The sequence below is a fragment of the Glutamicibacter sp. 2E12 genome (assembly GCF_050030965.1).
Lineage (GTDB): Bacteria > Actinomycetota > Actinomycetes > Actinomycetales > Micrococcaceae > Glutamicibacter.
Genome location: NZ_CP188297.1, coordinates 590,836 through 616,529 on the forward strand (window position 1 = coordinate 590,836; position 25,694 = coordinate 616,529).

A 25,694-nucleotide genomic window follows, 5' to 3' on the forward strand; every position below is an offset into this window, starting at 1 on the left:
GCCTAGAGGGTTTCCTGCAGTTCCTTGTTCTCGAGGGCTGCAACAGCTTGGAAGCCCAGTTCCAGATCGGCCAGAATATCCTTGATATTCTCCAGTCCGACGCTCAGCCGCACCAGTCCCGGGCTCACGCCGGCCGCAACCTGCTCCGCTTCGGAGAGCTGGGCATGGGTGGTGGAGGCCGGGTGGATGACCAAGGAGCGCACGTCGCCGATGTTCGCGACATTGGAGTGCAATACCAGTGCGTCCACGAAGGCCTGGCCGGCTTCCGAACCGCCCTCCAGTTCGAACGCGATGATCGAGCCGGCGCCCTGATCGCTGTACTTCTGCGCACGCTCATGCCAAGGCGAGGACTTCAGGCCTGCGTAAGCGACCTTCTGCACTTCCTCGCGGGCTTCGAGCCAATTGGCAACTTCTACGGCATTCTGGCCGTGGCGCTCAATGCGTAGCGACAAGGTTTCCAGGCCCTGCGCGATCAAGAACGCGTTGAACGGCGCAACCGAAGAACCCAAATCGCGCAGCAACTGCACGCGGGCCTTGAGGATGTAGGCCAGATTGGCGCCCAGGATGCCGTTGACACCCAGGTCGCGGGCGAAGACCAGGCCGTTGTAGGACTCGTCCGGGGTGTTGAAGCCCGGGAAGCGGTCGGCGTCCTTGGCGAAGTCGAAGTTGCCCGAGTCCACGATGACACCGGCAATGGCATTGCCGTGGCCGCCAAGGAACTTGGTGGCCGAATGGATCACGATATCCGCACCCCACTCGATCGGGCGGATCAGGTACGGGGTGGCCAGGGTGTTGTCCACCAGCAGCGGCACGCCAGCTTCGTGGGCGATCGCCGAGATGCCCTCGATGTCCAGGACGTCCTGTCGCGGATTGGAGATGGTTTCCCCGAAGAAGGCCTTGGTGTTCGGACGCACCGCGGCACGCCAATCATCCAGGTTGTCCGGGTCCGAAACGAAGGTGACCTCGATGCCCAGGCGCTTGAGCGTGTGCTTGAGCAGGTTCTGGGTTCCGCCATACAGGCTGGGGCTGGCCACCAGGTGGTCGCCGGCTTCGGCCAAATTCAAGATAGCGAAAGTGGTGGCAGCCTGTCCCGAGGAGAGCAGCAGTGCTCCAACGCCGCCCTCCAGGTCAGCGATGCGGGTTTCCACCGCGTCGGTGGTCGGGTTGCCGATACGGGTGTAGATCGGCTCCAGTTCCTGCAGCGCGAAACGTGCAGCAGCGCTCTGGGCGCTGGGGAAGACGAAAGAGGTGGTTTGGAAAATCGGGAGAGCCCGTGCTCCGGTCGTCGGATCCGGGGTCTGGCCGGAGTGGATCTGACGGGTTTCAAATGACCAGTTATTGCTCATGGTTTCCTCCAAATAGCGTTTCATGACTATGGGGGTACGCCACTGAAAAGACACCGACAGGAAGCACCATATCGTGACGACTTCCAGGGGTAACCCGCGCTTGTCCTTGATGCCTTGTGCGTTCAAGGGCCAGGTCTTCACCCGGGGCACCCCACCGCGGTTGGAGGGTTGCCGCCCAGTAAGCCGGGGCTTGTTACTGGGACTCATGACCTGGTACCAGTTTGCCCGAAAACCGAAGATCTTTGCAACGCAAGGGCTCGTCATTGGACTCAATCGGTCATATTTCGCGAATATTGCAGGTTCATCGCAGAGTATTCGATAGCATCACGGCACTTAGGTGTGCCTAAGTAGAGACTCGCATCACATGTTGCCATGATGGGCACATGATGAGGCTAGATCACGTAAGTTATGCATGCGGCCCGGACGGGCTGTTGCCAACCGCTGAAAGAATCTCCGAGTCCCTTGGACTGGAATTCGTCAAGGGCGGCGTGCATCCACGATTCGGAACACGCAATGTCATCTTCCCGCTCAAGCATGGCCAGTACCTGGAGGTGGTTGAAGTCCTGAACCACCCGGCCAGCGACAAGGCACCCTTCGGACAGGCGGTTCGCGCCCGTTCGGAGCTCGGCGGCGGCTGGATGGGCTGGTGCGTCTCGGTGGAAGATCTATCCAGTGCCGAAGACCGCTTGGGCCGCAAGTCGGTGCCGGGCAACCGGAAGTTCCCTGATGGCCGCGAACTGACCTGGCAGCAGATTGGCATCAAGGGCCTGATCGCCGATCCGCAGTGCCCGTACCTGATTTCCTGGGATGAAGGATCCGAGGAGCTGCATCCGTCCAAGGCGCTGGAACCTGCCGGCGCCATCAGCCAGATCGCCATCGCCGGCTCGCGTGAACGGGTGCTGGATTGGCTGGGCCAGCCGCAGAACGTCAATTTGGGCGCTGTCACCATGCAATATGAAGCGCCGAATGGCACTCCGGGCATCATGTCGGTTACCTTTGAGACCGAGTCCGGAACCGTGGTGCTGTAAACAGTTCCGCAGAGATCGCAAGTAGGCGGGGACAATGGCGTCCCCACCTACTTTCTTTTCGTTAAGGCCGGTCCAGCCGCTTCCCCAGGACCGCGACGTGCTGGTCTTCGAAGCCCAGCCGTTCATAGAAATCGATGACGGCAGAGTTCTCCTCGCGGACCATGAGCTGCACCTTGGGCACGCCGAGATCCCGCAGCCACAGGACAGCGGCATCCACCAGCGCCCTTCCCAGGCCGTTGCCCTGCCGGCACGGATCCACCGCAACATAGTAGAGCCAACCTCGGTGGCCATCATGGCCAACCATCGCAGTAGCCATGAGTTGATCGTTCTCAACGATGGACAGCACCGTGGAAGTAGGCTCGGCCAAAGCCCGTCGGGCGTCGGCGAGCGCATCATTCCACGGACGAGTCAGCCCAGTTGCTTCCCACAATTCAACTGCTTGGCGAAGGTCCTCTTCGCGCAGCACGGTAATCTGCATTGGCTCAGCTTACCGGCGCTACTGGCCGATTCCGATGGCCGGCCCGACCAAGGCGTATCCCACGAAGCCGATGGCATCAAGCAGGAAGTGCGCGATAACCAGCGGCATCACCCGCCCGTACTTCTGGTATACCCAGCCGAAGACGACGCCCATGAGCATATTGCCGATCATCGGCCCCACCCCCTGGTACAGGTGGTAGCTGCCTCGGATCATCGCAGAACCAATAATCGTGCTCCACAGGCCCAGCTTCAATTTCTTGGCGTAGGTGAACAGGAATCCGAGCATCAGCACTTCTTCGAGGACTGCATGACGTGCAGCCGACAGCAGAAGCACTGGGACGCTCCACCAATAATCGCCAAGATTCGCTGCTGACAGTGCCGTGGTGACGCCCAGTGCCCGCCCAGCGGCATAGACGCCCAGCGTTCCTACTCCCATGGCCAAGAACATCCCCGCCCCGAGCAGTGCGTCCTTGCCCGGCTTGCGCATATCGAAACCGATGTCCCGGATAGTTCGTCCGGTCGTGCGCTTCATCAGGTAGAGCGCGAGCACGACGGGAACCAAGGCAAAGAAGATGTCCAGCAGCTGGTAGGAGAAATCAAAGAACTCGCGGGTGCTCAGCGGGTTGTTCAGCGATGTAGTCTGCTCGCGCAGCGGCGCCCGGGTGACCTTGTCGGCAAAGCTCAGCAGCGAGTAGACCGCGCTTTGTCCCAAAGACAGGGCAAGAACCAAGACGATCTCGAATTTGAGGGTCTTGCGGGTTGCTGTCTGCTTAGATTGTTCAGCGTTCACGTTTCCGATCATAGGCTGATCTGGCTGTGCGCGTACTGAGCAGCCACGTGGCAAACCTGCGATAGCCTGAGGTTGAGACCACCAGCAAGCTGAACGAGAAGAGTGCGAGTGAGCCGTCCTGCCACCATTGGAGAACTGCAGATTGCCCGTCAGCTCTGCCCCGATCTTTCCTGGGAAGATGCGGCCGTGAACGAAGGCGGACAATTCCACAAGGTGGTCATTGGCAATCCGCAAGCGGTGATTCGCATGGCGCGCACGCCAGCGGCCACGGAGCAGATGCCCCGTTCCGTCAAGCTGCTGTCTTTGCTGGAGGGCCAGCTCAACTACCAGATTCCGGTGGCGGTCTCCGAGATCCTGCACGTCGACGGACTCAGCTCCGTGGCCATGTCTTTCATCCCCGGCAGCGCCCATGAACCGCATTACGGGGATCCGAAGGTGCTGGGACAGCTGGTCAAGGATTTGGCCGAGCTGCCGCTGGAGCCGATCAGCGAGCATCTGGCCAAACCGTTTTCATTCCGTGGCGAATGGACCCAGGCCAGGCAGCAGCAATGCTTCGATGCGCTGCCCGAGGAACTGCGAGGGCCTGCTACCGAGCTCTGGGCCCAGCTCGATATCCTGGCGCAGGTTCCTGCGGGCTTAGTCCATGGCGACTTGGCCGGCCACAACATGCACTGGATCGGCGAGAAACTGGTTGGCCTCTTGGATTGGGACCTGGCCGCTGCGTGGGACCCGGCTTTGAACACCGCTTACCTGAGCCTGTGGCATGGATTGGAAATGGCGGATTTGATTGCTCCCAGCGCAGAGGAAGCATACCGGGCCAAAATCTGGTTGGGCCTGATGAGTCTTGAACGGCTATCGGATACGCTCTCGCGCACCGACAACCCGAAGATGGGCAAGCTCATGCGCAAGATTGGTCCGCGCATCCTCACCGCCGCGCAGACGGTACGGAAGTGAGCTCCTCGCTAACCATTCATCCCATCGCGACAGCATTCTCACCAACCAGAATCCGATATCGAACTGTAGCTTCCTAAGCGAGGAAAAATATGACCCTGAAAAACGCATTCGCTCTCATTGCCCTCGTAGGAACTTCAATGGCGTTCACAGGTTGCTCCCTCAGCGATTCCAGCAGTCCTCCTCCACCAGGTACAGATTCGATGATGCCGCTGCAAGACCATGAGCTGGCTGCCATCAGCACAGAAATTGATAGGAAAGACCAGAATATCTCCCTTGCTATTCCGCTCCGCGGCGGCAAATATACGGTAGTGCTCGAATGCTCGGGCGAAGACATGTCGTCCAGCATCGCATGGCAAAGCGATGAGAAACCTGACAAAGGAGAAGTCAGCGTTCCCTGCACCCATGACGGCGCAAACGCCCGCGAAGAGATTTCTCTAAACGGCTACTCAAGTTCGTTCACTTTCGTCGCAAGAGAGTTGCAAGGACACGAACTTACGGTATCAATTGCCTCAAACGCGACTTAGCACTTGGTGATGATCCCTCCCGATGTCTTCGTCTATCAGGATCTAGCGAAACATTATTTTGTTCAAACGCGTTGAAAAAGCAAAATGCCCACCCGAGCACGATGCTCAGGTGGGCATTTCGGCGTATCGTCTCCGATACAAAGAATATCTAGTTCAGTGCTGAGATGGCTGCCTCGTAGTCCGGCTCGGTGGTGATCTCCGGGACGATCTGGTTGTAAACAACCTTGCCGTCTTCATCCAGGACTACAACCGAACGGGCCAGCAAACCAGCTAGTGGACCGTCAATCTGGGTCACGCCATAGTCCGAACCGAAGTCGGAACGGAAGACCGAAGCAGCGGTAACGTTCTCGATGTCTTCGGCACCGCAGAAGCGTCCCAGAGCGAATGGCAAGTCAGCAGAAACGCACACCACGGTCGTGTTCTCCAGACCCGCAGCCAATTCGTTGAAGCGACGCACGCTGGCAGCGCAAACGCCGGTATCAACCGACGGGAAGATGTTCAGGACAACGCGACGGCCAGCCAGCGATTCGCTGGTGACATCTGCAAGGCCGGTGTCGGTGAGAGTGAAAGCTGGAGCCTGCGAGCCAACGGCCGGCAGATCACCAATAGTCTGTACAGGGGTTCCCTTGAAAGCAGTATTAGCCATAGGTCTTGTTTATCATGAATGCCTAATCCGGAGCTATATTTTCTGCCTACTAGCGCAAACAAGTCGCTCACTTCTCGTTCCTATGCAAAACTGTGGACATGGGCCCCGACTACGATTCATACGCAGCGAAGATGCGTGCTCAGACCCTTGACGGCACTGATTTGGAAGTAGTCGCCCGTTTCACCGACATGCTCTGCCGCCGCAATTCACGAATTCTCGATATCGGTTGCGGGGTAGGCAACACCGTCAACGCCTTGCGCCGCTTGGGACACCGTGGCTACGGCATAGATCCCACACCCCAAGTGCTGGATGTAGCTGCAGAGCTATTCGACGGGAGCTGGTTCCGGCAGCTATCGGCGAACCAGCTGGTCGTGGGCTCATTGGGCGAGCATGACCTGCCAAGGACGTACGACGCCATATTGTTGACCGGTAATGTGCCTGCTTTCATTTCTCGCGATGAACTGCGAGGCGTTTTCAACTTAGCCGATCAGGTGCTCAGCGTCACGGGCGTACTCGTTGTCGGAACCACCCGCCATGCCAACGGCGGACCGGAAGACCAGGACGAACTCCGCGAAGGAACCTCGCTGCAGCTCGTGCAGCGATTCGCCGACTGGCATTTGGCTCCCTACCGTTCTGGCTCCCAATGGTCGGTGAGCGTGTACGCACGCACCGGTCAGCGTTCAGGATTCCAGAGCCCAGATGGAATATTCATTCTGCCCTCCTAGCCTCGTGGCTATTTGCGAAACGCCGCCAGGTATTCAACAGTCGGCAAGCTTTTCAAGGCCTGGAATCGCTGCCTGTTTGCGACCGGTGTTTCGCAGCCAACTGACTTCGCAAGGGAAGCTGCCGTTTCATCGGTTTCCACGAGCCGCCGGCAAGCCTCTTTTATTCTCCGATGTCATTGGGACAGTGGGCATCCCCATGCAGAACTGTGCTGAGCCAAGCGGGGAGAATTGCCCATGGCTCCGGGCACGAGACGCTAATTCCCCAGCGCTAGGAAGCTACCGGTCCAGGAAGGCACGGAGGCTTGCCTCGATCTCACCAGAAGCCGCCAACAATCGTCGGGAATCGGGAGTACCGGACCTGCGCGGCCAGCAGGAGCAGGCATTGAAGGCTTCTCATCGTTTCTATCTACCGGGCGGACAGAATGCAGCGTCCTAGTTTTGCTTACGGCTTGGACTGCTTCAATCCGCAGCACGGCTCGGGGCCGAGGAATCCTTGCGGCCGGATCCCTGCCATCCCTATCCCCTTCCCTGGGCGCGCGTAATCCATCCGGGTTGTCGATGAGTTCCTGCAACGCTCTAGATCGCTTTGCCGGCCCGATACACGCTGTGGGTCAGGTTCATCCCGGGACGGTACGCCAGATGCGCAGCAACTGGAGCGTCAAGAACATGCAGATCCGCGCGCTTGCCGATCTCAATGGATCCCACTTGGTCGGCAACCCCCAGTGCGAGCGCCCCTCCGTAGGTTGCCGCCTCGATGGCTTCAGCCAGGGTCAGGTCCATTTGGAGCACAGCAGTAGCCACGCAGAAGTTCATGTTGCTCGTGTAGCTGGTACCCGGATTGCAGTTGCTTGCCAGTGCGATTCGCACGCCTGCATCTAGCAGTGCACGGCCCGGTGCCAGCGGTTGCCGTGTCGACAGGTCGCAGGCGGGCAAGCAGGTGGCGACGGTGCCCGCAGTCCCTGTTCTTGTTCCCGTGTCCCAGCCAGCCCAGCTTCCGGCGAGCGCCTGGAGGTCCTGATCGTCCAGGTAATTCACGTGGTCTACCGAGTGGCTGCCGAACTCAACGGCCAGCTTCACGCCCGGCCCTGGACCCAGCTGGTTTCCGTGGACCTTGGTTGCCAGTCCCTTGTTCCTTGCGGCGTCCAGGACCCGGCGCGACTGTTCTTCGGTGAATGCGCCGCGTTCGCAGAAGACATCCACGAAGTCGACGTTGGCCGCCACGGCATCCAGCATCGGTCCGGTGACCAAATCGGTGTAGTCATCGGCGTCCCATCCTGCCGGTACCAGGTGAGCGCCAAGGAAAGTCAGGGAATCGACCAGCGGCTTGCCCAGCACCGAATGCCGGATTTCTTCCTCCAGTGCCAGTCCGTAGCCGGTCTTGGTTTCCATCCAGGTGGTGCCCATCGCCAGAGCTTCGCGGCGGCGATCAGCCACGAGGTCGGCCAGCTCCTTGTCCGAGAGCTGCCCGGTAGCCGAGGTGGTGACCGCGATGCCTCCAGCGGCATAGGACTGGCCTGCCATGCGGGCTACGAACTCCTCGGCGCGGTCGCCGCCGAAAATCAGGTGGCTGTGGGAATCAACCCAACCGGGCAGCACCGCACGGCCGCCCAAATCGATCTCGTGTCCCGCAGCAGGTGCATGCGCCATGTTGCCGATCCATGCAACCAGTCCGTCCTCGATCAGCACCGCCGCGTCTTCCAGCACGCGGCCCTTCGCGTCAACCGTAGTCAGCTGTCCAATGTTGGTAAGCAACAAGGTTGCCATGAGCGCTCCGCCTTCGTGGTATTTCCAATCCTTTAGCCAAGAGCCTACCCATGGCTTGTTGCCTGTGGGGCAGAACAACAGGGTGCCCGTCTGGGATTTCAGACTGGCACCCTTTTGTTCCCACTGCAGGCCAGGGTTACCCCTTGGTGGCACCTGCCAGCAATCCCCGCACGAAGAACCGTTGCAGGGCGAAGAAGACCGCCAGCGGAATGATCATCGAGATGAAAGCGCCTGCGGTGAGCAGCTCCCAGGATTGCCCGTAGGTACCAGAGAGGTCCTGGAGCGCTTTCGTGATCGGCAAGCCTCCACCCGAGGTGAAGACCGTCGCCACCAAGAGGTCATTCCACACCCAGAGGAACTGGAAGATTCCGAAGGACGCAATAGCCGGCATCGACAGGGGCAGGACGATTCTCGAGAAGATCTTCCCGTGCCCGGCTCCGTCAACACGAGCAGCCTCGATGACCTCATCGGGGATCTCCGAAATGAAGTTGTGCAGCATGAAGATCGCCAACGGCAAGGCGAAGATCGTGTGGGCAATCCAGACCTTGGCGTAGGCGCCATCCAAACCGTTGACTCCCAAGCCCGGCAGGATATACAGCCCGCCGATCTTCACTCCGTCCGAGAACAGCTGGAGCAGCGGAACTAGCGCCATCTGGATCGGAACGATCTGCAGTGCGAAAACGAGAACGAAGAGCGTATTGCGCCCCTTGAAGTTGATCCACGCGAAGGCATAGGCAGCCAAGCTGGCGACAAGGATCGGCACAATCGCCGCCGGAATGGTGATGACCAGCGAATTCAGGAACGCCTTGGACAGCGGAAGGCTGTCCCCGGAGGCAAAGGCCTGCGCATAGTTATCGAGCGTGAATGAAGGGTTGGACAGGGCCGTCCACCAGCCCGAGGTCTTGATGTCATCAGCCTGCCTGAAGGAGGAGACAAACAGGCCGAAGGTGGGGATGGTCCACACCGCGGCAATGATGAACGCCGCAATGGTGGCTGCGCGGGAGGTGGTGGCTTTGCGCAGTTTCCCGCTGGTTTTCTCGGTAGCTGCCAAGAGGCGTCGAGAGGACTCGCTGACGGTGCTCATCGGATTCCCCTTTGCTTCTTATGCTGGCGGACGTTGTAGATGATGATCGGCAGTACCAGGATGAACAGGATGACGGCCAGGGCCGAGCTGTAGCCGGTGCGTGCCCCGAGCTGGAACTGGCGCACCATTTCGAATGCCAGCACCGTTGTATCCGAGCGTCCGCCGGTCATCGAAGAGACGATGTCGAAGACCTTGAGCGAGGCAATGGAAATGGTGGTCAATACGACGATGACCGTGGAGCGGATCCCCGGCAGAGTTACATTGGCGAAACGCTGCCATAGGCTGGCCCCGTCCAGGGAGGCTGCTTCGATTTGCTCTGCGGGCACGCCCTTGATGGCCGCGGACAGGATGACCATGGCGAATCCCGCCTGTGTCCAGATCAGGATCACCACCAGGAACAACGTGTTCCACGGTTCGAGCCCGAGCCAGTCGACCGGGGTGGCCCCGAATGCCGTGATGATCGCGTTGAGCACGCCTATTTGCTCGCCCTGGCGGATGTCGTAGAAGAACTTGAAGATGATCGATGCGCCAACGAAGGAAATCGCCATGGGCATGAACACCAGCAGCTTGAAGAACTTCTCGCCACGGCTCTTGTCGATGAATACCGCGTAGGCCAATCCGATAATAGTGGAGACCACGGGCGCCACCAGAACCCACACCAGGGTATTGAGCAGGGCGGTCAGGCCATCGGGGCTGGTGAACACCCAGCGAAAATTCCCCAGCCCGACGAAGCCGGATCCGTCGTTGGCCATGAAGGCGCTGAGCGCGGTGCGGACCGTGGGGTAGATCAAGCCCATAGCGAGCAGCAGCATGGCCGGAGCCAGGAAACCGGAGAGCTGCAGCAGCGAGCCGGCGCCGGATCGCGAGCGCCGGTCCAGGAAAAACAGCACCGCGCCGAGCACCGCGGCCAGCGCGGCCACCCACATCACGGAGTTGTACAGGCCCAGGACCAGCAGGATCGCCACCGGGACCAAGACCGCGGCGGCAAAGCGCACGACGGCGAAAACCCGTCCGCCCTTGGTCGCTATCTCGACAAAGGCGAGGATCGCTGCGATCAAGACCGCGAAGGCAACCAGGACGATCGGCACTTGGACTAGCGGCGGAACGCCAGCCAGCCACTGGAAGAATTCAGACATGCGCTCAGGCTCCTACAATCCCGCCAACGGCCGGGACTCCCGGCCGTTGGCGATGGACCAGATGGCGACTAGGAGTCATAGCCGGACTGGATATTTTCAAGCACTTCCTTGGTCGGCTTGCCATCGACCCAGTCCACCAGGCCCTTCCAGAAGGAGTCGGAGCCGACGCTCTTGGGCATCAGATCAGACCCGTCGAAGCGGAAGGTGGTGTTCGGATCCTGCAGCAATTCAACAGCGGAGCGCAGCAGATCGCTGCTGGCGTTCTTCGGATCAAGCCCGGAGTTCGCCGAGATCACGCCGCCGAGTCCAACGCGGCTATTCGCCCAATCCGCGCTGGCCAGGTATTCCTGGACCTTGGCGGTATCCTCATCATTGGAGAAGGCGGCAACGAATTCACCGCCGCCTACAACAGATACGGGGTCATCGGCTTTGGCTGGCGGGGCAACGAAAGCCCAGACATCCCCGTCAGGCGCCACGGTAGCTTTCTCGCCATCGGCGTTCTTGGAATCCAGGACGTATCCTTCCAGGAAGGATGCCTGGTGGGTCAGCGGGCAGGTTCCCTTGGCCACGGCCGTGCCAACATCGCCGAAGGCGGTGGCGTTGATCGACTTCACGTCGCCATATCCGGCGTTGACTTGCTCTGGGTCCAGCAGGATCTTTCCAACGGATTCGAAGGCGCTGGTGATTTCTGGCGAAGTGAATTCCAGATCTCCCGAAACCCACTTGTCGTAGGCTTCGGTTCCGGACTGGCGCAGGACCGCGTCTTCAATCCAGTCGGTGCCCGGCCATCCCGATGCCTCGCCCGAAGCGAATCCGGCACACCAGGCCGGTTCATTGGTCTGCTTCGAGATTTCGGTGCCAAGGGTGGTCATTTCATCCCAGGTTTCCGGGACGCTCAAGCCCCACTGCTCGAACTGCTTGGGCGAGTACCAGATGTAGCCTTTCACGCTGGCCATCAGCGGCACCCCGTACTGCACCCCATCGACCTTGCCGTAGTTCTGCCAGTCTTCGGACCAGTTGCTCTGCAGCTGGGACTGCACTGCCTCGGGAAGTTGCTGCACCTTGCCCTGGGCCACGGTGGCCTGCAGCAAGCCCGGTTGCGGGAAGACGGCCAGGTCCGGGGTGTCGCCGCCTTGGACCTTGATTCCGATTTGGGATTCGAAGTTCTTGTCGCCGGTGTAGCGGATCTTGATGCCGTTCTCCTCGGACCACTTGGCCCAGGATTCTTCCAGCAGTTCCGCTTCAATGCCGGTGACCGGGCCGTAGATGTCGACGACGCCGTCGGCTTGGCCCACTTGGGCTTCGCCGCCGCCGGAGGCGTTGGGGTCATTGGGGTCTGCTCCGCCCGAGCAACCGGCCAGGAGCAGGCCGATTGCTGCCACCGAGATAACCGGCGCGAACTTCAGCCCGCGTTTTGCTTTAGTCATGATGCCCTCCACGTTGGGTAATGCCCTGCCGGATGAGGCGGCCTGGCACGAGTGATCCCCTCAATAGTGACGCAGGTCATCGACGCGCGTCAACAGTTATGGGAGAACACCCTGGAGAAATTGGCGCGGGCAGATCAATGCGGTGCCGGACCCGAGCTGTCCCGGACCACCATCAGCGGCGCGACCAGTTGCTGCACCGCCGGTTGGGAACGTCCCTCGATCTGCTGCACCAGGGCGTCCACCGCGGCATGGGAAATGGCCTCCCCCGGCGGAGCTACCGTGGTCAGCGCCGGGGCAACCATCTCGGCCGAGCGGTCGCCGACCCCCAGTGCGATCACCGAGAGGTCATCGGGAATCCGCAACGCAGCCATGCCAGCGGCGTTGACAAATCCCGCGGTGGAGAACTCCTTGAGCGCCAGCACCGCAGTGGGTCGCGGGCGCAGTTCCAGGTAGGCCGCCAGCGCCGCGCGGCCGCCGCGGGCGTTATTTTCCACCGGCACTTCCTGCATCGCCATGCCCCGATCGCGCACGGCATCGCAGATGGCCCGGGCCGTGCGTATGGCCGGGCCGTTGCCGGCTTCCTGGTCTTCCACCGATACGTTGATGTACATGATGGATTGGTGGCCGAGGCTCGCCAAATAGTCCACCGCGATGCGCCCGGCCTGGGCAAAATCATTATCGACATAGGACAGGTCCGCGCTGTCATCGGGACGGCCAATGGAGGCAAAGGCAATGCCCGCGCGCCGCAGGACATCAAAGCGCGGGTCATTGATGGACACTTCCATCAAGAGCACCCCGGCCACCAGCTTCTGCCCGACCAGGCTTTCCAATCCCATGGCATCGGTCATCGGATTGGACCACAACAGCATGTGGTAGCCCAGCGCGCGGGCACGCTCCATGGCGGCGGTGACGTACTCGAACTCGGTGGAAGAATAGCCGTCCAAGCTGGTGGGAAAGTGCAGGGCAAGGATGCCCCGGCGCGATCCGGCCAGGCCCTGGGCAAAGGCATCCGGGGTGTAGTTCAACTCCCGCATGGCCGCCAGGACCCTGGCCTTGGTCGCCTCGGAAATGGTGCGCCGGCCGCTGATCACGTAGGACACGGTACTAGGAGATACGCCGGCCAAGCGCGCCACGTCGTTCCTGGTAGCCATGGGCCCACCGCCTTTGGTTATTCCAACTCGTCATCCCTATTGAAACACGGCGGCGGGCAATCCCCCTGGGTCAGCGGCTGGCGACGAATGCCTGCACGCAGGCCTCGATATCCTCAGCCGAATGCGCGGCAGAAAGCTGGACGCGGATGCGCGCGGCCCCCTTGGGCACTACCGGGAAGCTGAAGGCCGTCACGAAGACGCCTTGCTCCAGCATCTTGCCTGCGACCTCTGCGGCCTTGACCGCGTCGCCGAACATCACCGGAATGATGGCGTGCTCGCCGTCGAGCAATTCGAAGCCCTCTTCGGTCATGCGGCGGCGGAAGTGCGCAGCGTTCTCGAAGAGCTTCTCGCGCAGGTCCCCGGAGTCCACCACCAGGTCCAGCGCCTTCAACGTGGCAGCCACGATCGATGGAGCCAGCGAGTTGGAGAACAGGTACGGGCGGGCCTTCTGGCGCAGGATCGCGACAATCTCGCCGCGGCCGGACACGTAGCCGCCCGAGGCGCCGCCCAATGCCTTGCCGAAGGTGCCGGTGTAGATGTCCACGCGGTCCGAGACTCCTGCATGCTCCGGGGTGCCGGCCCCGGTGGCGCCCATGAAGCCCACGGCGTGGGAGTCATCGACCATGACCAGCGCGTTGTACTTGTCAGCCAGATCGCAGATGGCCTCCAAGGGAGCCAGGTAGCCGTCCATGGAGAAGACGCCATCGGTGACGATGATGGTGCGGCGGGCGCCCGCCCCGCCGTTGAGCTGCGCGGCGGCTTGCAGCTGGGTTTCCAGGTCGGCCATGTCCTGGTTGGCGTAGCGGAAGCGCGCGGCCTTGGACAAGCGGATGCCATCGATGATCGAGGCGTGGTTCAGCGCATCGGAGATGATGGCGTCTTCCTTGCCGAACAGCGATTCGAACACGCCGCCGTTGGCATCGAAGCAGCTGGAGAACAAGATGGTGTCCTCGGTGCCCAGGAATTTAGAGAGCTTGGCTTCCAGTGCCAGGTGCAGGTCCTGGGTGCCGCAGATGAAGCGGACCGAGGCCATGCCGAAGCCGCGCTCATCCATGGCGGTCTTGGCCGCGTCGATGATCTGCTGGTTATCGGCCAAGCCCAGGTAGTTGTTGGCGCAGAAATTCAGCACCTTCCGTGCATCGTCTCCCAGCGAGCCGGCCATGATGGAGGCGGACTGGGCCGAGTCGATGTGGCGTTCTGCCTTGAACAGGCCGGAGGACTTCAGCTCGTCCAATTCGGCGGCAAGCTGGTCTTTGAGATCCGTGTACATTGCAAATGCTCCTTGTTGATGCGGGAAATTCTTAGCCTGAGAAAACGGTCCAGTCGAGCACGACCTTGCCGCCGTGCCCGCTGCGAGCAGCTTCGAAGCCCTGCTGCCATTCGGTGGCCGGCAGGAAGTCGGTAACCACCGAGGCGATGCGCTCGCGCATCACCTCCGAGGAGGTGAGCATGGCGCTCATGGCGTACCAGGTCTCGAACATTTCGCGGCCGTAGATGCCGCGCAGGGTCAGCATGTGGGTGACAACCTTGCCCCAGTTGATGTCGATCGAGGTGCTGGGCAGGCCGAGCATGGCGATCTTGCCGCCATGGTTCATGTTCTCGATCATTTCCGGCAGGGCGGTCTTGTGCCCGGACATTTCCATGCCGTAGTCGAAGCCTTCGACCATGCCCAGCTTCTGCTGCGCTTCCTTGATGCGGGTGGTCGCGACATTCACGGCCAGGTCGATGCCCATGGACTGGGCCAATTCCAGGCGCTGCTCGGAGACATCGGTGATGGCGATGTTGCGGGCACCTACATGGCGGGCCACTGCCGCGGCCATCAGGCCGATGGGTCCGGCGCCGGTGATCAGCACGTCCTCGCCCACCATCGGGAACTGCAGTGCGGTGTGCACGGCATTGCCGAATGGGTCGAAGATGGCGCCGAGCAGCGGGGTGATGCGCTCATCGCGGTGGATGTAGACGTTGCTTTCGGGGATCACCACGTATTCGGCGAATGCGCCGTCGCGCTGCACGCCTACCGAATCGACGTTGATGCACATCTGCTTGCGGCCCGCGCGGCAGTTGCGGCACAGGCCGCACACTACGTGGCCTTCACCCGAGACGCGGTCGCCGATCTTGACCCCGTGCACGAAGTCGCCGATTTCCACGACCTCGCCGTAGAACTCGTGGCCCGGAACCAGCGGCGTGTTGATCATGGTTTTGGCTGCATCGTCGTAGGCTTCGATGTGCAGATCGGTGCCGCAGATTCCGGCGGTCATGACACGGATCTTGACCTCGTGGGCACCGGTCTCTGGTTCTGGGCGATCAACGAGTTCCAGCCCTGCGTGCGGGCCGGACTTGTACAGTGCTTTCATGCGGGTTCCTTTGGATTGGGCACCTGGGTGCGCGCAACACAGACATGGGGTCGATTCAAGTGTCGCACCCGACAGCACGGGACAACACCTTAGAAGATCACTTATTTACTGATCCAACGATTTAGTATTTACTTCATGGAATTACATCAGTTGAGGATTCTGCGTGAACTCGCGGATTTGGGCAGCGTCAACGCCGTGGCGAGGGCCCTTTTTGTCTCACCCTCAGCGGTCTCGCAGCATTTAGCGCAGCTGCAGCGCAACTTCCCTGCGCCCCTGACCCAGAAGGACGGACGCAGGCTGGTCCTGACAACAGAGGGAAAACTGCTGGCCTCCGCCGCAGCGTCAGTCGCTTCGACCCTGGCCGAGGTGTCAGCGAGGATCCGCACCCAGGAGCAAGAGCGGGACACCCCCATTCGCATCGCGGGATTCCATTCCATTGGGCAGACCATTTTCGCCCCGTTGCTAACCTACCCGGAAGGCCAACTGCCCCCGCTGCGCTTTTCCGACGAAGATGTCTCGCAGCAGGATTTTCCGGCGCTGACCTCGACGTACGATTTGGTGTTGGCACACCGGATGCCGCACACGGCCCCCTGGCCCGAAGACCGGATCAGCGTTATACCTCTGGCTTTCGAACCGCTGGACGTGGCGATCCACCGAGATCATCCACTGGCCAAATTCGGAGAGCTCTCCCCCGAGCAGGTGATTGACGAGCCCTGGGTCGTTTCCCGCTCAGGATTCTCACCGGCTGACGTTCTGGAAACCATCGCCGCGCTGGCCGGTAAAGCCCCGCGGATCGAGCACCGGGTCAACGATTACGCCACCGCCGGCGCCTTGGTTGAAGCCAGTGGTTGCCTGGGAATCCTCCCACGTTTCACAGCACGAAAGACTTTGGATGAAACGGTGACTTTACGACCAATCAAGGGATTGAAATCAGGGAGACAAATCGACCTTTTATTGAGAGCCGAGCACCTGCATCGAATTACTATCAATGATGTCATCGAGGCGATCAGGAGCACCGTGAAACGCTTGGTCATCAACTGATTCAGCACCTCGGGCAACAAGCGGTTTCAACCGTTCCGAATACGCGGCTACCAAGCTCCCTTGATCGAGCAACACGCGCTCTCCAACTGCTGCACCTTGAACAGCTAAGCCCTCGCTCAGCATGCCTTGCATCAATTTTGTTCTAGACCGTGCGGCTGACGGTCTCCGGCTCCGTACCGACGGCCACCCTACCGACTCGCCGGACCCACATTAACTGCGATTTAGAAATTCGGCGTCGCTGGGAAGCTCATTCTCGCGGGATGTCCCCTAGCGGGCTCCCCTCAGGCTATGCGGTTCGCACTCCACTAGGTGCAATTATTAGCCTGTAAGTTGTAAACATTTGTTGGGATAACGGAAGTCACAGTAGGCTCAGTCCCATGTCGATGGGGAGAAATTACCGAAAGTTGTGGGCTGGCAACGCGGCCTCGAACTTCGGTGACGGCATTAGCTTTGTGGCAATACCCCTCCTCGCAACGACACTAACCAACGATCCCATGGCCGTTGCGGGCCTGACAGCGGTGTATTCCGCTGCCAGACTTGTTGCCGTTCTTCCTATCGGAGTATTCGTTGACCGCCTGGATCGCAGAACTCTACTATGGGTTGCCAATCTGATCAGAAGTCTTCTGCTGGCCGCTTTGGCCTTGCTGATCGCTAGCGGGTCCGGATCGGTTATGGCTCTCTACGTCGTTTATACCCTGATCGGTCTGTTGGAAACCGCAGCAGATAACTCAGCACTATCCATCCTTCCTTCTCTAGTGGGAAGCAAGGACCTGGACAAGGCCAACAGCCAGATTTCTGCTACTCAGCTGATCGCAGACGAATTCGTAGGGCCTCCTTTGGGTGGATTGCTGTTCGCAACAGCCATGGCGCTTCCCATAGCTGTCATGGGGAGCGCATACGCAGCCGCCGGCCTGTTTTTCCTGGCGATGAAAGGAAACTTCCAGGCCGCCAGGTCCCGGGGTCCGGCGACTTCTCTGCGCCGCGAGGTAGTAGTTGGAGCAAGTTGGCTGGCAAGACATCGACTGCTTCGTACTTTGGCTGTAGTCAGTGGGCTGGCCAGTATCGCCTACATGATGCCGTTTTCAATCCTCGTACTTTTCGCTACGGAAACCTTGGGATTGAATTCTGCTGAATATGGGGTCCTCCTTGCAGCCTCAGCCGTTGGTGGTCTGCTCGGTTCAATGATCGTAGCGCCTTTGAGGCGCAAGATCGGTTACGCTGCCCTCACGACAGGAAGCCTAGTCCTAGGCTCTGTAAGCTTGTTGGCGACATTCTTGACTGATAGCCCATTTGTAGCCGGCCTGGCATTGGCTCTCTACATTCTGCACGCAGTGCTTTTCAACGTCTCGGTGAGTTCAGTTCGACAACGACTGGTTCCGGATGCTCTGCGCGGCAGGGTTAACTCGGTATTAAAGCTATTTGGCCTTGCTGGACTTGCTATCGGCGCCGGTCTTGGAGGCATGTTTGCAACTGTTTTTGGTCTTGCTGTTCCTTTCCTAGCAGGTTCATTGCTTTTCATCGTTTGCGCATTACTCTCATTGCAGAGCTTCCGTGGCTTGAGCCATTCACCCGCATCTTGACGCTGCTTGTTAGGCCGTTGACCACGTTGGAGGTTCGCGATCGCTTACAGTTCTCCGTCCCGCAGAGGGTTCCTCGAACAGTTCATCACCGCAATACAGCGAAAGTTTGCCGACTTACAGATTTAGGACTGCTCAATGTTTTTGATAGGTTGACCAAGACCACGGCTATTGAAAGGTTCCCGATGCCGCACCCGCCATCTATTGACCTGCGTCCATTCCACGAGGCAGACACGGAATTCTTCGCCGACATGGCGTCGGATGAAAGGGTGACTCGTTTCATCGGAGACGGGCAGCCGTGGGATCAACAAACCATCCAAACCCGCGTTCGGGCGGCACTTCAGCAAGACCCGCTCGACACAGTCGGGGCCTCCCGCTGGTTCTTGGCCACTGAGACAACTGAACCTGTAGGCATCGTCGTTTCCACACGCAAGGAAACCGGCATAGAGGTCGGGTACTGGGTATCACCAGAGCACTGGGGCCGGGGCATTGCAGGAGCTATGCTCGATAGCGCACTAACCACGATTCCCGAGGTCTACGCAACCAAGACCCTCATCGCCCGCGTCGATCCTGCCAATGCCGCCTCCGCCAGGCTGCTCACCAGGCGCGGATTCCAACTGGAAACTCACCACGAAGGACTCGACCTATACACTCTGGACTAGAACCTGGCACAAGCTAGCCATCGGCACCTGACGCGGATCAGCCAGATCAGTGCCACCGGCACCAATTAACCGGCCCCCCTCACCCAAACTGAGAATAGTAGGAGCATCACCGTGAAAATTGGAGTCATCGGCGCCGGCGGCGTCGGCGCATACTTCGCCGCCGCACTGGCCAAAAGCGGATCCGAAGTACACCTGCTGGCCACCGAACGACACATCGCACCCATCACCGACCACGGGATCACCGTCACCACCGGGGACGGGAGCCCCGGCTTCACCACCCCTCTGGCCGGTGTCAGCACTACGGCAGAAACCATCGGCGCGTGCGACGCGGTCATCCTGGCCTGCAAAGCCGGACAAGTCTCCGCAGCCATGAGCGGGGCACACGCCTTGATCGGGCCGATCACCGCTGTCCTGCCGCTGCAAAACGGCGTCACGGCCTCCGAACGCATCACCGAAGCGGTCGGTCCGGGCCACGCCCTGGGCGGGCTCGCCATGATCATTTCCTACCTCCAGCAACCCGGCACCGTCCACCACGTCGGCGGGCAACCAGCCATCACCCTGGGCGAACTCGACGGAACAACCACAACCCGGGCCGCGCAACTGGCCAACGCCCTGGACGCAGCAGGAGTCGCAACCACGGTTTCGGCCGACATCATCACCGACATGTGGCGAAAATTCATGCTCATCACCTCCTACGGCGGAGTCGGCGCACTATGCCGCGAACCGGTTGGCCGTACCCGCACCAACCCGCAAACCCGCGCCCTGGTCGAAGATGCCATGCGAGAGGTTGCTACCCTCGCCGGCCATGCCGGGGCAAACCTGGGAGAATCGGACGTGGCCCGGATGATGGCACAATTCGACGCCTTCAGCCCGGATAGCACCGCCTCCATGCAACGCGATCTGGCCGCAGGACGTTCCTCGGAACTCGAGGAGCAAAACGGCACCGTCGTCCGGCTGGCTCAGCATCACGGAGTCCCGGTTCCCATCCACCACACCATCTACCGCGCTATGACCCTGCTCGATGGAGCAGCCCTACACCGCCGCGCCGACGTTGTCCCGTAGAGGGTTCGGCGGATTCTGGCGGTCATTGCAACAGGAGGGGTTCGATCAGTTCGATCGGTTTCTTGAACTCTAGTCGTTTGCGTGGTCTGTCGTTGAGTTCGGCGGCAATCCAGTCAAGATCCTGGGCACTGTGGATGCTCAAATCGGTGCCTTTGGGGAAATACTGGCGCAGCAGTCCATTTGTGTTCTCGTTGATACCGCGTTGCCAAGGCGAATGCGGGTCGCAAAAGTCGATGTCGATGCCGGTATCCATCTTCACGGTTTTCCAGTCCTGCATTTCGATGCCTTGGTCCCAGGTCAAGGAATGCTGCAGCGCTTGCGGGAGTGTTTTGATCTTCGCGGTCAACGCCTCACGCATCTGCTCGGCTTTGTAGCCATCGGGTAGGTGAACGAGCATCGTGTAGTTGGTGTTGCGTTCCACCAGTGTCCCGATAGCGGTCTGGTTACCCTTGCCGATGATGAGGTCCCCTTCCCAGTGCCCTGGCACGGCACGGTCCTCTACCTCCGGTGGGCGCTGGGAAATATTGATCATTTCTGGGATTCGATTCTTACGCTGCCCGGCCTTGCGAGAGGGGCGCCGCACGGCCCGCCCGGTGCGTAAACACGCGGCCAGATCCCGATTCAAGGCGCCTCTGGACTGGCCGTACAGGGATTGGTAAATAGTCTCCGGTGACACACGCATCTCCTTCTGGTCGGGGAACTGGACGCGCAGTCGTCCTGCGATTTGTTCCGGTGAATACTTCTTGGCAAGGTCCTCTTCCACTACTGTACGCAGGGCTATGTTCGTGTGGAGTTTGGCCGGTTTCGGCCTGCTGGCACGCTCGTAGGCGAGCATATGAGCCGAGGTTGCCCGGTAGGCGGTTCCGGGTTTCGTGTTGCGTCGCAACTCCCTCGAGACCGTCGAAGCCGACCGGCCAATAACCTCCCCAATCGCTCTCAAGGACTGGCCCTGAGCGTAAAGAATCGCGATCTCTTCACGTTGGGCGAACGTCAGACACCGGCCCTTCAAATTCCTGCCACGGCGAGGTCGGACGCCACCGGCAGCGGCCACGACAGTGCGCCCTGTACGCCTACTGGTATTGATCGGAATAACGGCATCAGTGATGAAATCACCTGCCTGGATCCCTGCCCAAAAGACCTGCAATAGATCCGGCCGGAAAAGGATTGAATACTTCGCCATATCAACACTCATTCACTTAGTGTTGCAATCACCGCAAGAACCCAAGGTTCCTCTTATGGACATGAAATCGAACTTTAGAGGTCACCAAGCATCTAAATCTGCCGAATTGGGACAGGGTTACGAGATCTACCGAGGAAAATCGGTTTCTTCTAAATCGTAGGATTCTCGAAGAGCAATGGACATGAATTCCCAGCCCTGGATGATCGGCAGCAGATCCGAAGAATCGCGATTCAGCCTACGGAGCTCGCGCTCCTCCCACTGCAACAGCAAGACGTAACGCTCTGCATAGGAAACTAGCTCAACTACTTTTTCTCTATCCAAATGGGGCAGGCTAGGAGGCTCAGGCTGCTGATCAGTACTCATAGTTGCCCCTTCAATTTTTCATGGCGATAACCGATTTTCTTTCGACCCAAGCCTCGGTCGTACCCACAAGGCTACAGCCATTCATGTCCATGCTGCACAAGCACAGTTCTCGCCCCGTAGAGGGATCGACATACGGACATCGTTTCGTTAGACGTTCCCCGTTTGAGAAACGATCGGAAGATTGGTTAGCTCATCCCACCGATCGTCGCCAGCGGCTTCATTGCTGCTTCCACGCGTTCCGGAATCATCGTGACACGTGGTCTGAGATCTTCCGCAGGAAAGGTGTCATCGATGCATGTGCGCCAGTACTGCATGTGCTTTTCATCGATCCAGTGCTCTGATTGCTCAACGCCGGAACCGTCTTCGCCCTGGACGCTGTACCAATACAAGTAACCGATTCCATCGATCGTCTGGCTTCATCTCAAAGCGATACCCAACCCGCTACTGTGACCTGCCTTACTCGGTAGTATATACATTGCGTGCGACTATCGAAGTAAAGGAACTTAGTAGCCGGAAAGCCTCGCATGATTAAGTATGTTGAGGTCATGCGCTGAGTGCAGCCCGTCTTGCTTGGATAAGGCTAATACTAGAAATATTCATCCAGGTCTAGAAATTTCAAATAGATCCCGGTAGGTTCATTTTCAGGTCACGCTCAGGTTGCTCTGGACGTACACCGGCATCCCATGCGCTCTATGGGTCAGCTGGCGGTACATGTTAATGTGAGATTCGAATGATAACAATGCCGATTCCTGAACCTACAATTGACGAACTCGTTGATCGATGGAAGTCCGCCTCACCAACTCCCCCGAAGACGGGGTCCGTAAAGGATCTGCTGACAAAGGAATACGAAGCCTATCGGGTTCCAGTCGGCTTGATGGAGCCCGATGGATTCGAGTACGACGAGGAAATCAGGAATGATCTCATCGATTCGCTCTATACGTTGACCAATCCTCTTATCCTGGAAAAGTTGCTGAAAGGACGTGCGACAGATGAGAATGCTGAAGAACATGCCGAGGAGGCTGAATTCTATTGGCGTGAGCTTTTTGACGGTACTGTTGAAGAGCTCCCGTACCGTGTAATGTCAGCGCAACATGCCTTGGGCCAGCGTGTTTCGATACTTCTCGAACGAGAGGGATCATTGATTACTGGTTTCAAAGTGTATGGTGTTGCAGGCAATGATTTGAATGAGAGACTCACTGCCATTATCGGGTTCCCTGTGCGTCGCCCTCAGGATCCTGAGGAAGGCCCTTTCATGCGCCCTGGTGATAGATCAGATTCTGCTTTCGTACAGTACCTTGAGGCAGCTGCACGTCACGGACATATTTAGAGGCGTCGCTCATCCTCAAACTTGTAAAACTTTTTTCTGTGTAGTTCACGGTGACAATTCATCACTGCAGCTGTCGCTGCGAGCTATGCCATCTTTTTCGGGTTGCTGTGGTTGGGTCCCTTTGAGCAGTCCAGCCACTATGCGATAGCTAACTGATTCCCTCTAACCCATTCATCCCAAAACCGGGACGGCGTCAACCCATCCAAAGACCCATGGGGACCTCATGATTGTAAATGTCTTTCCATTCATCAGCCAAATACTTCGCATCCGCCATAGTGTCCATGATTTCCCCGGAAAGTTGTTCACGACGGAACTGCGCATTGAACGACTCAATAAAACCGTTCTGCCAAGGCGAACCAGGATCGATAAACGCAATGGACACCCCTACACTGATGCACCAATCCACCAGCGCGCCAGCCGTGAACTCAGGACCGTTATCACACCGCACGAACATCGGCTGGATCCCGGTTTCAGCAATGATGTCCTCTAATACAGCCACCACATCAGCAGCCTTAAAAGCACGGCGGGGAATGATCGCCAAAGCGGTCCGCGTGTACTCATCGATGATATTAAAGAACCGGATAGGACGGCCACAAGAGGTCACGTCCGACTGGAAATCAAAGCTGAGCACGTGCATCGGGTACTCGGCGGTCAAACGCTTCTGATCCCCCGCATCAGGGCCGGTGCGCCGCTTCTTTCGACGTCTGGGTTTACAGACCAGGCCTTCCCCGCGCCACAACCGTCTGATGCGCTTACTGTTCAATACAGTGCCTGCCCACCGTTCGGTGGCAAGCAGATACCAGCGGGCCTTGCGCCAACCCCACGCCGGATGCTTAGACGCAACAGCCCTCAGATCTGATCGAAGCTGCGCTTCGTCAAAGCTCATCGGTGATTTCTTCTTACGCAATGCAGAGCGGTTCTGGCCTAAGACTTGGCATGCAAAGCGTTCGGACGCCGGCGAATTTATCCATTGCCATCCGTACAGCACGGCGACGTGGTTCAGGGCTTAGAATTTTCCCTTAGCTACCTCGGTGAGGATGTCGTTGGCGAGCATCTGATCAGCGAGCAGCTTCTTCAAGCGCGCGTTTTCCTTCTCCAGCTCTTTGGTGCGTTTGCTGGCTTCAGCGTTTTTCTCTGATCCGTAGTGGTTGATCCAGCGGTACCAAGTAGCCTCGGTGATTTGAAGTTCCTTGATGACCTCGATCATCGGGTGGCCTTCGTTGAGCATCTTTTGTCCTTGACGGACTTTAGCGATGACCTGGTCTGGTGTGTCTGCGTGCCATTTTTCTGTGGTTCCTTCTGTGTCCATTGTCGGACACGAGTACTCACATAGTCACTGGACTACTTTCCAGGGCCCCAACCAGGGTCGTTCCCAAAAATTGACGCGATAACAGGGTGAATCAACAGAGTCGTGTGGTTCCGCGTGAACTGTTTCTATGGCGCGCATGGGACCAATATATAAGAATGAACCAGTACGCTACTGGGAAATTCCTGTCGCCCTCGTTACGGGACGGGGTTTGAAATGCCGATCCGGACAGACACCGAATGGTACGACGCAACGGATGTGAAATGTAAAACCGAACATCTTGAGGGGTCATTCTTAGCGAGCGTTAGCGGCGGTCCGGGAAGTCGCCTTCGTAGTCGTTCCAGGTGCCAGCCAACTCCTGCATTGCCCAAAGCTGTTTCTCTACCGGGGCATCCTTGCCAGCGAAGTCCATCACGATGTAATTGACAACGAATCCATCTGTCACAGTTGCCCCATACTCTTCAGCACGTTTTCTGCTTTCAAACCGGAAATAATTTGCCTCGGCGGTACTGTAGGCTTCAAGGCAATCGATGGGGGCTGCACACGCCGCTACTGTGATGTCTTCTGCCTGCGTCGTAACATCGGGTCCGCCATACTCGGAACTCATCACATCATGCAGTGTCAGGTTACCTTGCGGATCGAAAATTGAACATCCCGCCAGCATTAGTCCGGCAAGTCCAAGAATGGTGGCAGTGGTCGCTGCCGAGCGTGAATTCTTTTTTCTATTCTTTCAGTCGGCGAAAGCCAAGGCACCATACTTTGGGATGATCTCGGCAAACGCTATGCCCGGACGGGGTTCCCTTTATGTCCGGAGTGCGGGGCCGGGAATTTCCAAGTCAGGCACCCCTTGTCGAATGCCTGTGATTGCTTATTGGGATATTGCTTCATACTGTGCAATGTCAGCAAGGGCCGTATCAGCCACGCTCAGCATCATGCTGCTGTCCCGGCGATCAAAGAGTTGCATAGTGATCGTCCGGCCGTTGGAATTCCAAATGCAGGGAGGCGTTTCAATGTCGTCCCAGGGATGCTCTGCCTTTCCGAAGAGCTCAGTGAGTTGGATCCGTAGTTCGCTGAAACCACTTCGAGTAGCTGGGTCACAGGATTCTGGGGTGCTGTAGAGATGGACGGTTACTCCCAGGAACTGACCGTCGTACGTGTCCCAAGAACTAAAGGGTCGCCTGCCTAGGCCCGTATCCAGTCTAGTGATCTGGTGAGGCGATTCATCACTCCCTGGCTCGACCCGAACACCAGATTTGAGTCCAAGGCGAGCGAAGAGATTCTCACGTTCTTCATCGCGTCGTGGCCAAGGCTCGTCGATCAATTGTCCGATAAGTTCCACTACAGTGCACGGCACCGGATTCCTCCATATTCATGGAGAATGAACAGCATGAAAGATGGATTCTATTTCGACCTTGTGGATTACTCCGACGTCATAAATAGCTCCACAGGGACGTACATAGTCGTACGCCACGTGTGGGAGATTACGGACAGCATGCCGGAGGTGAGAAATTCCATCATCCTCGATGAAGCAATAACACGCGTTCAAGTTTTGGGCATGGAACCAACTCTTATCGGTCTTCCGGGATGGCAGGGAAAATTGGATAGTCCGGCAACATCTCTCGCCTGGTTTTTCAACAACGGCTTCTATGTATTCGAAATAGATGGAGACCTAAGGCAGTTCTGACAGTTAGCCGTTCTGTATTCCCTGCCCCGATGCAAGTGTCCCAGACGAAGATCCCCCTACCGTCCAACCTTGAAATCGTTCGCTAA

At 58.7% G+C, this 25,694-nt stretch carries 25 protein-coding genes, 1 pseudogene and 1 riboswitch; of the genes and pseudogenes, 10 read left to right on the top strand and 16 right to left on the bottom strand.

What is annotated here, in order from left to right; genetic code table 11:
- Positions 1 to 2 precede the first annotated feature (2 nt).
- Entirely contained in the window at positions 3 to 1,346 is a 1,344-nt protein-coding gene (locus ACP3TE_RS02735) for a bifunctional o-acetylhomoserine/o-acetylserine sulfhydrylase (protein WP_332731328.1), read from the bottom strand.
- A 91-nt stretch (positions 1,347 to 1,437) separates the two neighbouring features.
- Positions 1,438 to 1,557: riboswitch (SAM riboswitch) on the bottom strand.
- Between the two features lie 172 nt (positions 1,558 to 1,729).
- Here ACP3TE_RS02735 and ACP3TE_RS02740 point away from each other — a divergent pair.
- Positions 1,730 to 2,374 carry a VOC family protein gene (locus tag ACP3TE_RS02740; protein WP_332498748.1) on the top strand — a complete coding sequence of 215 codons (645 nt, stop codon included), beginning with the start codon at positions 1,730 to 1,732 and terminating at the stop codon, positions 2,372 to 2,374.
- A gap of 61 nt (positions 2,375 to 2,435) precedes the next feature.
- Here the strand turns inward: ACP3TE_RS02740 and ACP3TE_RS02745 are convergent, their stop codons facing one another.
- Together ACP3TE_RS02745 and ACP3TE_RS02750 are read right to left on the bottom strand one after the other, a co-directional pair.
- Positions 2,436 to 2,852 (bottom strand): GNAT family acetyltransferase, encoded by a 417-nt coding sequence (locus ACP3TE_RS02745; RefSeq protein WP_332489387.1) that lies wholly within the window; start codon positions 2,850 to 2,852, stop codon positions 2,436 to 2,438.
- An 18-nt stretch (positions 2,853 to 2,870) separates the two neighbouring features.
- Positions 2,871 to 3,653, bottom strand: a complete 783-nt coding sequence (locus tag ACP3TE_RS02750) for a CPBP family intramembrane glutamic endopeptidase (RefSeq protein WP_332489388.1) — start codon at positions 3,651 to 3,653, stop codon at positions 2,871 to 2,873.
- Positions 3,654 to 3,749: 96 nt separating this feature from the next.
- On the opposite strand from ACP3TE_RS02750, the gene ACP3TE_RS02755 reads away from it, so the two are divergent.
- Together ACP3TE_RS02755 and ACP3TE_RS02760 are read left to right on the top strand one after the other, a co-directional pair.
- Positions 3,750 to 4,595, top strand: a complete 846-nt coding sequence (locus ACP3TE_RS02755; protein ID WP_426735165.1) for a phosphotransferase family protein — start codon at positions 3,750 to 3,752, stop codon at positions 4,593 to 4,595.
- A gap of 89 nt (positions 4,596 to 4,684) precedes the next feature.
- A complete protein-coding gene (locus ACP3TE_RS02760; protein ID WP_426735167.1) occupies positions 4,685 to 5,119 on the top strand; it encodes a hypothetical protein in 435 nt (144 codons plus the stop codon).
- 148 nt (positions 5,120 to 5,267) lie between these two features.
- Here the strand turns inward: ACP3TE_RS02760 and tpx are convergent, their stop codons facing one another.
- Positions 5,268 to 5,765 (bottom strand): thiol peroxidase, encoded by a 498-nt coding sequence (tpx, locus tag ACP3TE_RS02765; protein WP_332731326.1) that lies wholly within the window; start codon positions 5,763 to 5,765, stop codon positions 5,268 to 5,270.
- A gap of 98 nt (positions 5,766 to 5,863) precedes the next feature.
- Here tpx and ACP3TE_RS02770 point away from each other — a divergent pair, with 98 nt between their 5' ends.
- Positions 5,864 to 6,490, top strand: a complete 627-nt coding sequence (locus ACP3TE_RS02770) for a class I SAM-dependent methyltransferase (RefSeq protein ID WP_426735169.1) — start codon at positions 5,864 to 5,866, stop codon at positions 6,488 to 6,490.
- 576 nt (positions 6,491 to 7,066) lie between these two features.
- On the opposite strand, the gene hutI is transcribed toward ACP3TE_RS02770, so the two are convergent.
- From hutI to tdh, 7 genes are all read right to left on the bottom strand, one after another.
- Positions 7,067 to 8,254, bottom strand: a complete 1,188-nt coding sequence (gene hutI / locus ACP3TE_RS02775) for an imidazolonepropionase (RefSeq protein WP_133833010.1) — start codon at positions 8,252 to 8,254, stop codon at positions 7,067 to 7,069.
- Between the two features lie 136 nt (positions 8,255 to 8,390).
- Positions 8,391 to 9,338 carry a carbohydrate ABC transporter permease gene (locus tag ACP3TE_RS02780; RefSeq protein WP_426735171.1) on the bottom strand — a complete coding sequence of 316 codons (948 nt, stop codon included), beginning with the start codon at positions 9,336 to 9,338 and terminating at the stop codon, positions 8,391 to 8,393.
- On the bottom strand, positions 9,335 to 10,474 hold the full coding sequence (locus ACP3TE_RS02785; protein ID WP_426735173.1) for a carbohydrate ABC transporter permease: 1,140 nt from the start codon (positions 10,472 to 10,474) through the stop codon (positions 9,335 to 9,337). The genes ACP3TE_RS02780 and ACP3TE_RS02785 overlap by 4 nt, the downstream gene beginning before the upstream one ends.
- 68 nt (positions 10,475 to 10,542) lie before the next feature.
- Positions 10,543 to 11,901, bottom strand: coding sequence for an ABC transporter substrate-binding protein (locus ACP3TE_RS02790; protein WP_426735175.1), 1,359 nt, complete (start codon positions 11,899 to 11,901; stop codon positions 10,543 to 10,545).
- 134 nt (positions 11,902 to 12,035) lie between these two features.
- A complete protein-coding gene (locus ACP3TE_RS02795; protein ID WP_426735177.1) occupies positions 12,036 to 13,052 on the bottom strand; it encodes a LacI family DNA-binding transcriptional regulator in 1,017 nt (338 codons plus the stop codon).
- A 70-nt stretch (positions 13,053 to 13,122) separates the two neighbouring features.
- Positions 13,123 to 14,322 (bottom strand): glycine C-acetyltransferase, encoded by a 1,200-nt coding sequence (locus ACP3TE_RS02800; RefSeq protein WP_426735179.1) that lies wholly within the window; start codon positions 14,320 to 14,322, stop codon positions 13,123 to 13,125.
- Positions 14,323 to 14,353: 31 nt separating this feature from the next.
- Complete coding sequence (gene tdh, locus ACP3TE_RS02805) at positions 14,354 to 15,406, bottom strand: L-threonine 3-dehydrogenase (RefSeq protein ID WP_426735180.1); 1,053 nt, start codon at positions 15,404 to 15,406, stop codon at positions 14,354 to 14,356.
- Between the two features lie 135 nt (positions 15,407 to 15,541).
- Between tdh and ACP3TE_RS02810 the strand changes: the two genes are divergently transcribed.
- The 4 genes from ACP3TE_RS02810 (at position 15,542) to ACP3TE_RS02825 (ending at position 19,748) form a co-directional block, all read left to right on the top strand.
- Positions 15,542 to 16,447, top strand: a complete 906-nt coding sequence (locus ACP3TE_RS02810; RefSeq protein ID WP_426735182.1) for a LysR family transcriptional regulator — start codon at positions 15,542 to 15,544, stop codon at positions 16,445 to 16,447.
- Positions 16,448 to 16,785: 338 nt separating this feature from the next.
- Positions 16,786 to 18,027, top strand: a complete 1,242-nt coding sequence (locus tag ACP3TE_RS02815) for an MFS transporter (protein WP_426736185.1) — start codon at positions 16,786 to 16,788, stop codon at positions 18,025 to 18,027.
- Positions 18,028 to 18,209: 182 nt separating this feature from the next.
- Positions 18,210 to 18,686: a GNAT family N-acetyltransferase gene (locus ACP3TE_RS02820; RefSeq protein ID WP_426735183.1), complete on the top strand. Its 477-nt coding sequence runs from the start codon at positions 18,210 to 18,212 to the stop codon at positions 18,684 to 18,686.
- A 111-nt stretch (positions 18,687 to 18,797) separates the two neighbouring features.
- The gene (locus tag ACP3TE_RS02825; RefSeq protein WP_426735185.1) at positions 18,798 to 19,748 is read left to right on the top strand and encodes a ketopantoate reductase family protein; all 951 of its coding nucleotides are present in this window, start codon (positions 18,798 to 18,800) and stop codon (positions 19,746 to 19,748) included.
- 22 nt (positions 19,749 to 19,770) lie between these two features.
- On the opposite strand, the gene ACP3TE_RS02830 is transcribed toward ACP3TE_RS02825, so the two are convergent.
- The 3 genes from ACP3TE_RS02830 to ACP3TE_RS02840 form a co-directional block, all read right to left on the bottom strand.
- Positions 19,771 to 20,940, bottom strand: a complete 1,170-nt coding sequence (locus ACP3TE_RS02830; RefSeq protein ID WP_426735187.1) for an IS30 family transposase — start codon at positions 20,938 to 20,940, stop codon at positions 19,771 to 19,773.
- A gap of 114 nt (positions 20,941 to 21,054) precedes the next feature.
- Positions 21,055 to 21,291 carry a hypothetical protein gene (locus ACP3TE_RS02835; RefSeq protein WP_426735189.1) on the bottom strand — a complete coding sequence of 79 codons (237 nt, stop codon included), beginning with the start codon at positions 21,289 to 21,291 and terminating at the stop codon, positions 21,055 to 21,057.
- Positions 21,292 to 21,476: 185 nt separating this feature from the next.
- Complete coding sequence (locus ACP3TE_RS02840) at positions 21,477 to 21,698, bottom strand: DUF6176 family protein (RefSeq protein ID WP_426736186.1); 222 nt, start codon at positions 21,696 to 21,698, stop codon at positions 21,477 to 21,479.
- A gap of 332 nt (positions 21,699 to 22,030) precedes the next feature.
- On the opposite strand from ACP3TE_RS02840, the gene ACP3TE_RS02845 reads away from it, so the two are divergent.
- Positions 22,031 to 22,618: a hypothetical protein gene (locus ACP3TE_RS02845; RefSeq protein ID WP_426735191.1), complete on the top strand. Its 588-nt coding sequence runs from the start codon at positions 22,031 to 22,033 to the stop codon at positions 22,616 to 22,618.
- 137 nt (positions 22,619 to 22,755) lie between these two features.
- On the opposite strand, the pseudogene ACP3TE_RS02850 reads toward ACP3TE_RS02845, so the two are convergent.
- Both ACP3TE_RS02850 and ACP3TE_RS02855 read right to left on the bottom strand, forming a co-directional pair.
- Positions 22,756 to 23,901 (bottom strand): annotated as a pseudogene (locus tag ACP3TE_RS02850) (IS3 family transposase).
- A 327-nt stretch (positions 23,902 to 24,228) separates the two neighbouring features.
- Positions 24,229 to 24,588, bottom strand: coding sequence for a hypothetical protein (locus ACP3TE_RS02855; RefSeq protein ID WP_426735192.1), 360 nt, complete (start codon positions 24,586 to 24,588; stop codon positions 24,229 to 24,231).
- 723 nt (positions 24,589 to 25,311) lie between these two features.
- Between ACP3TE_RS02855 and ACP3TE_RS02860 the strand changes: the two genes are divergently transcribed.
- Positions 25,312 to 25,608 (top strand): hypothetical protein, encoded by a 297-nt coding sequence (locus tag ACP3TE_RS02860; RefSeq protein WP_426735194.1) that lies wholly within the window; start codon positions 25,312 to 25,314, stop codon positions 25,606 to 25,608.
- The last annotated feature ends 86 nt before the right edge of the window (positions 25,609 to 25,694 follow it).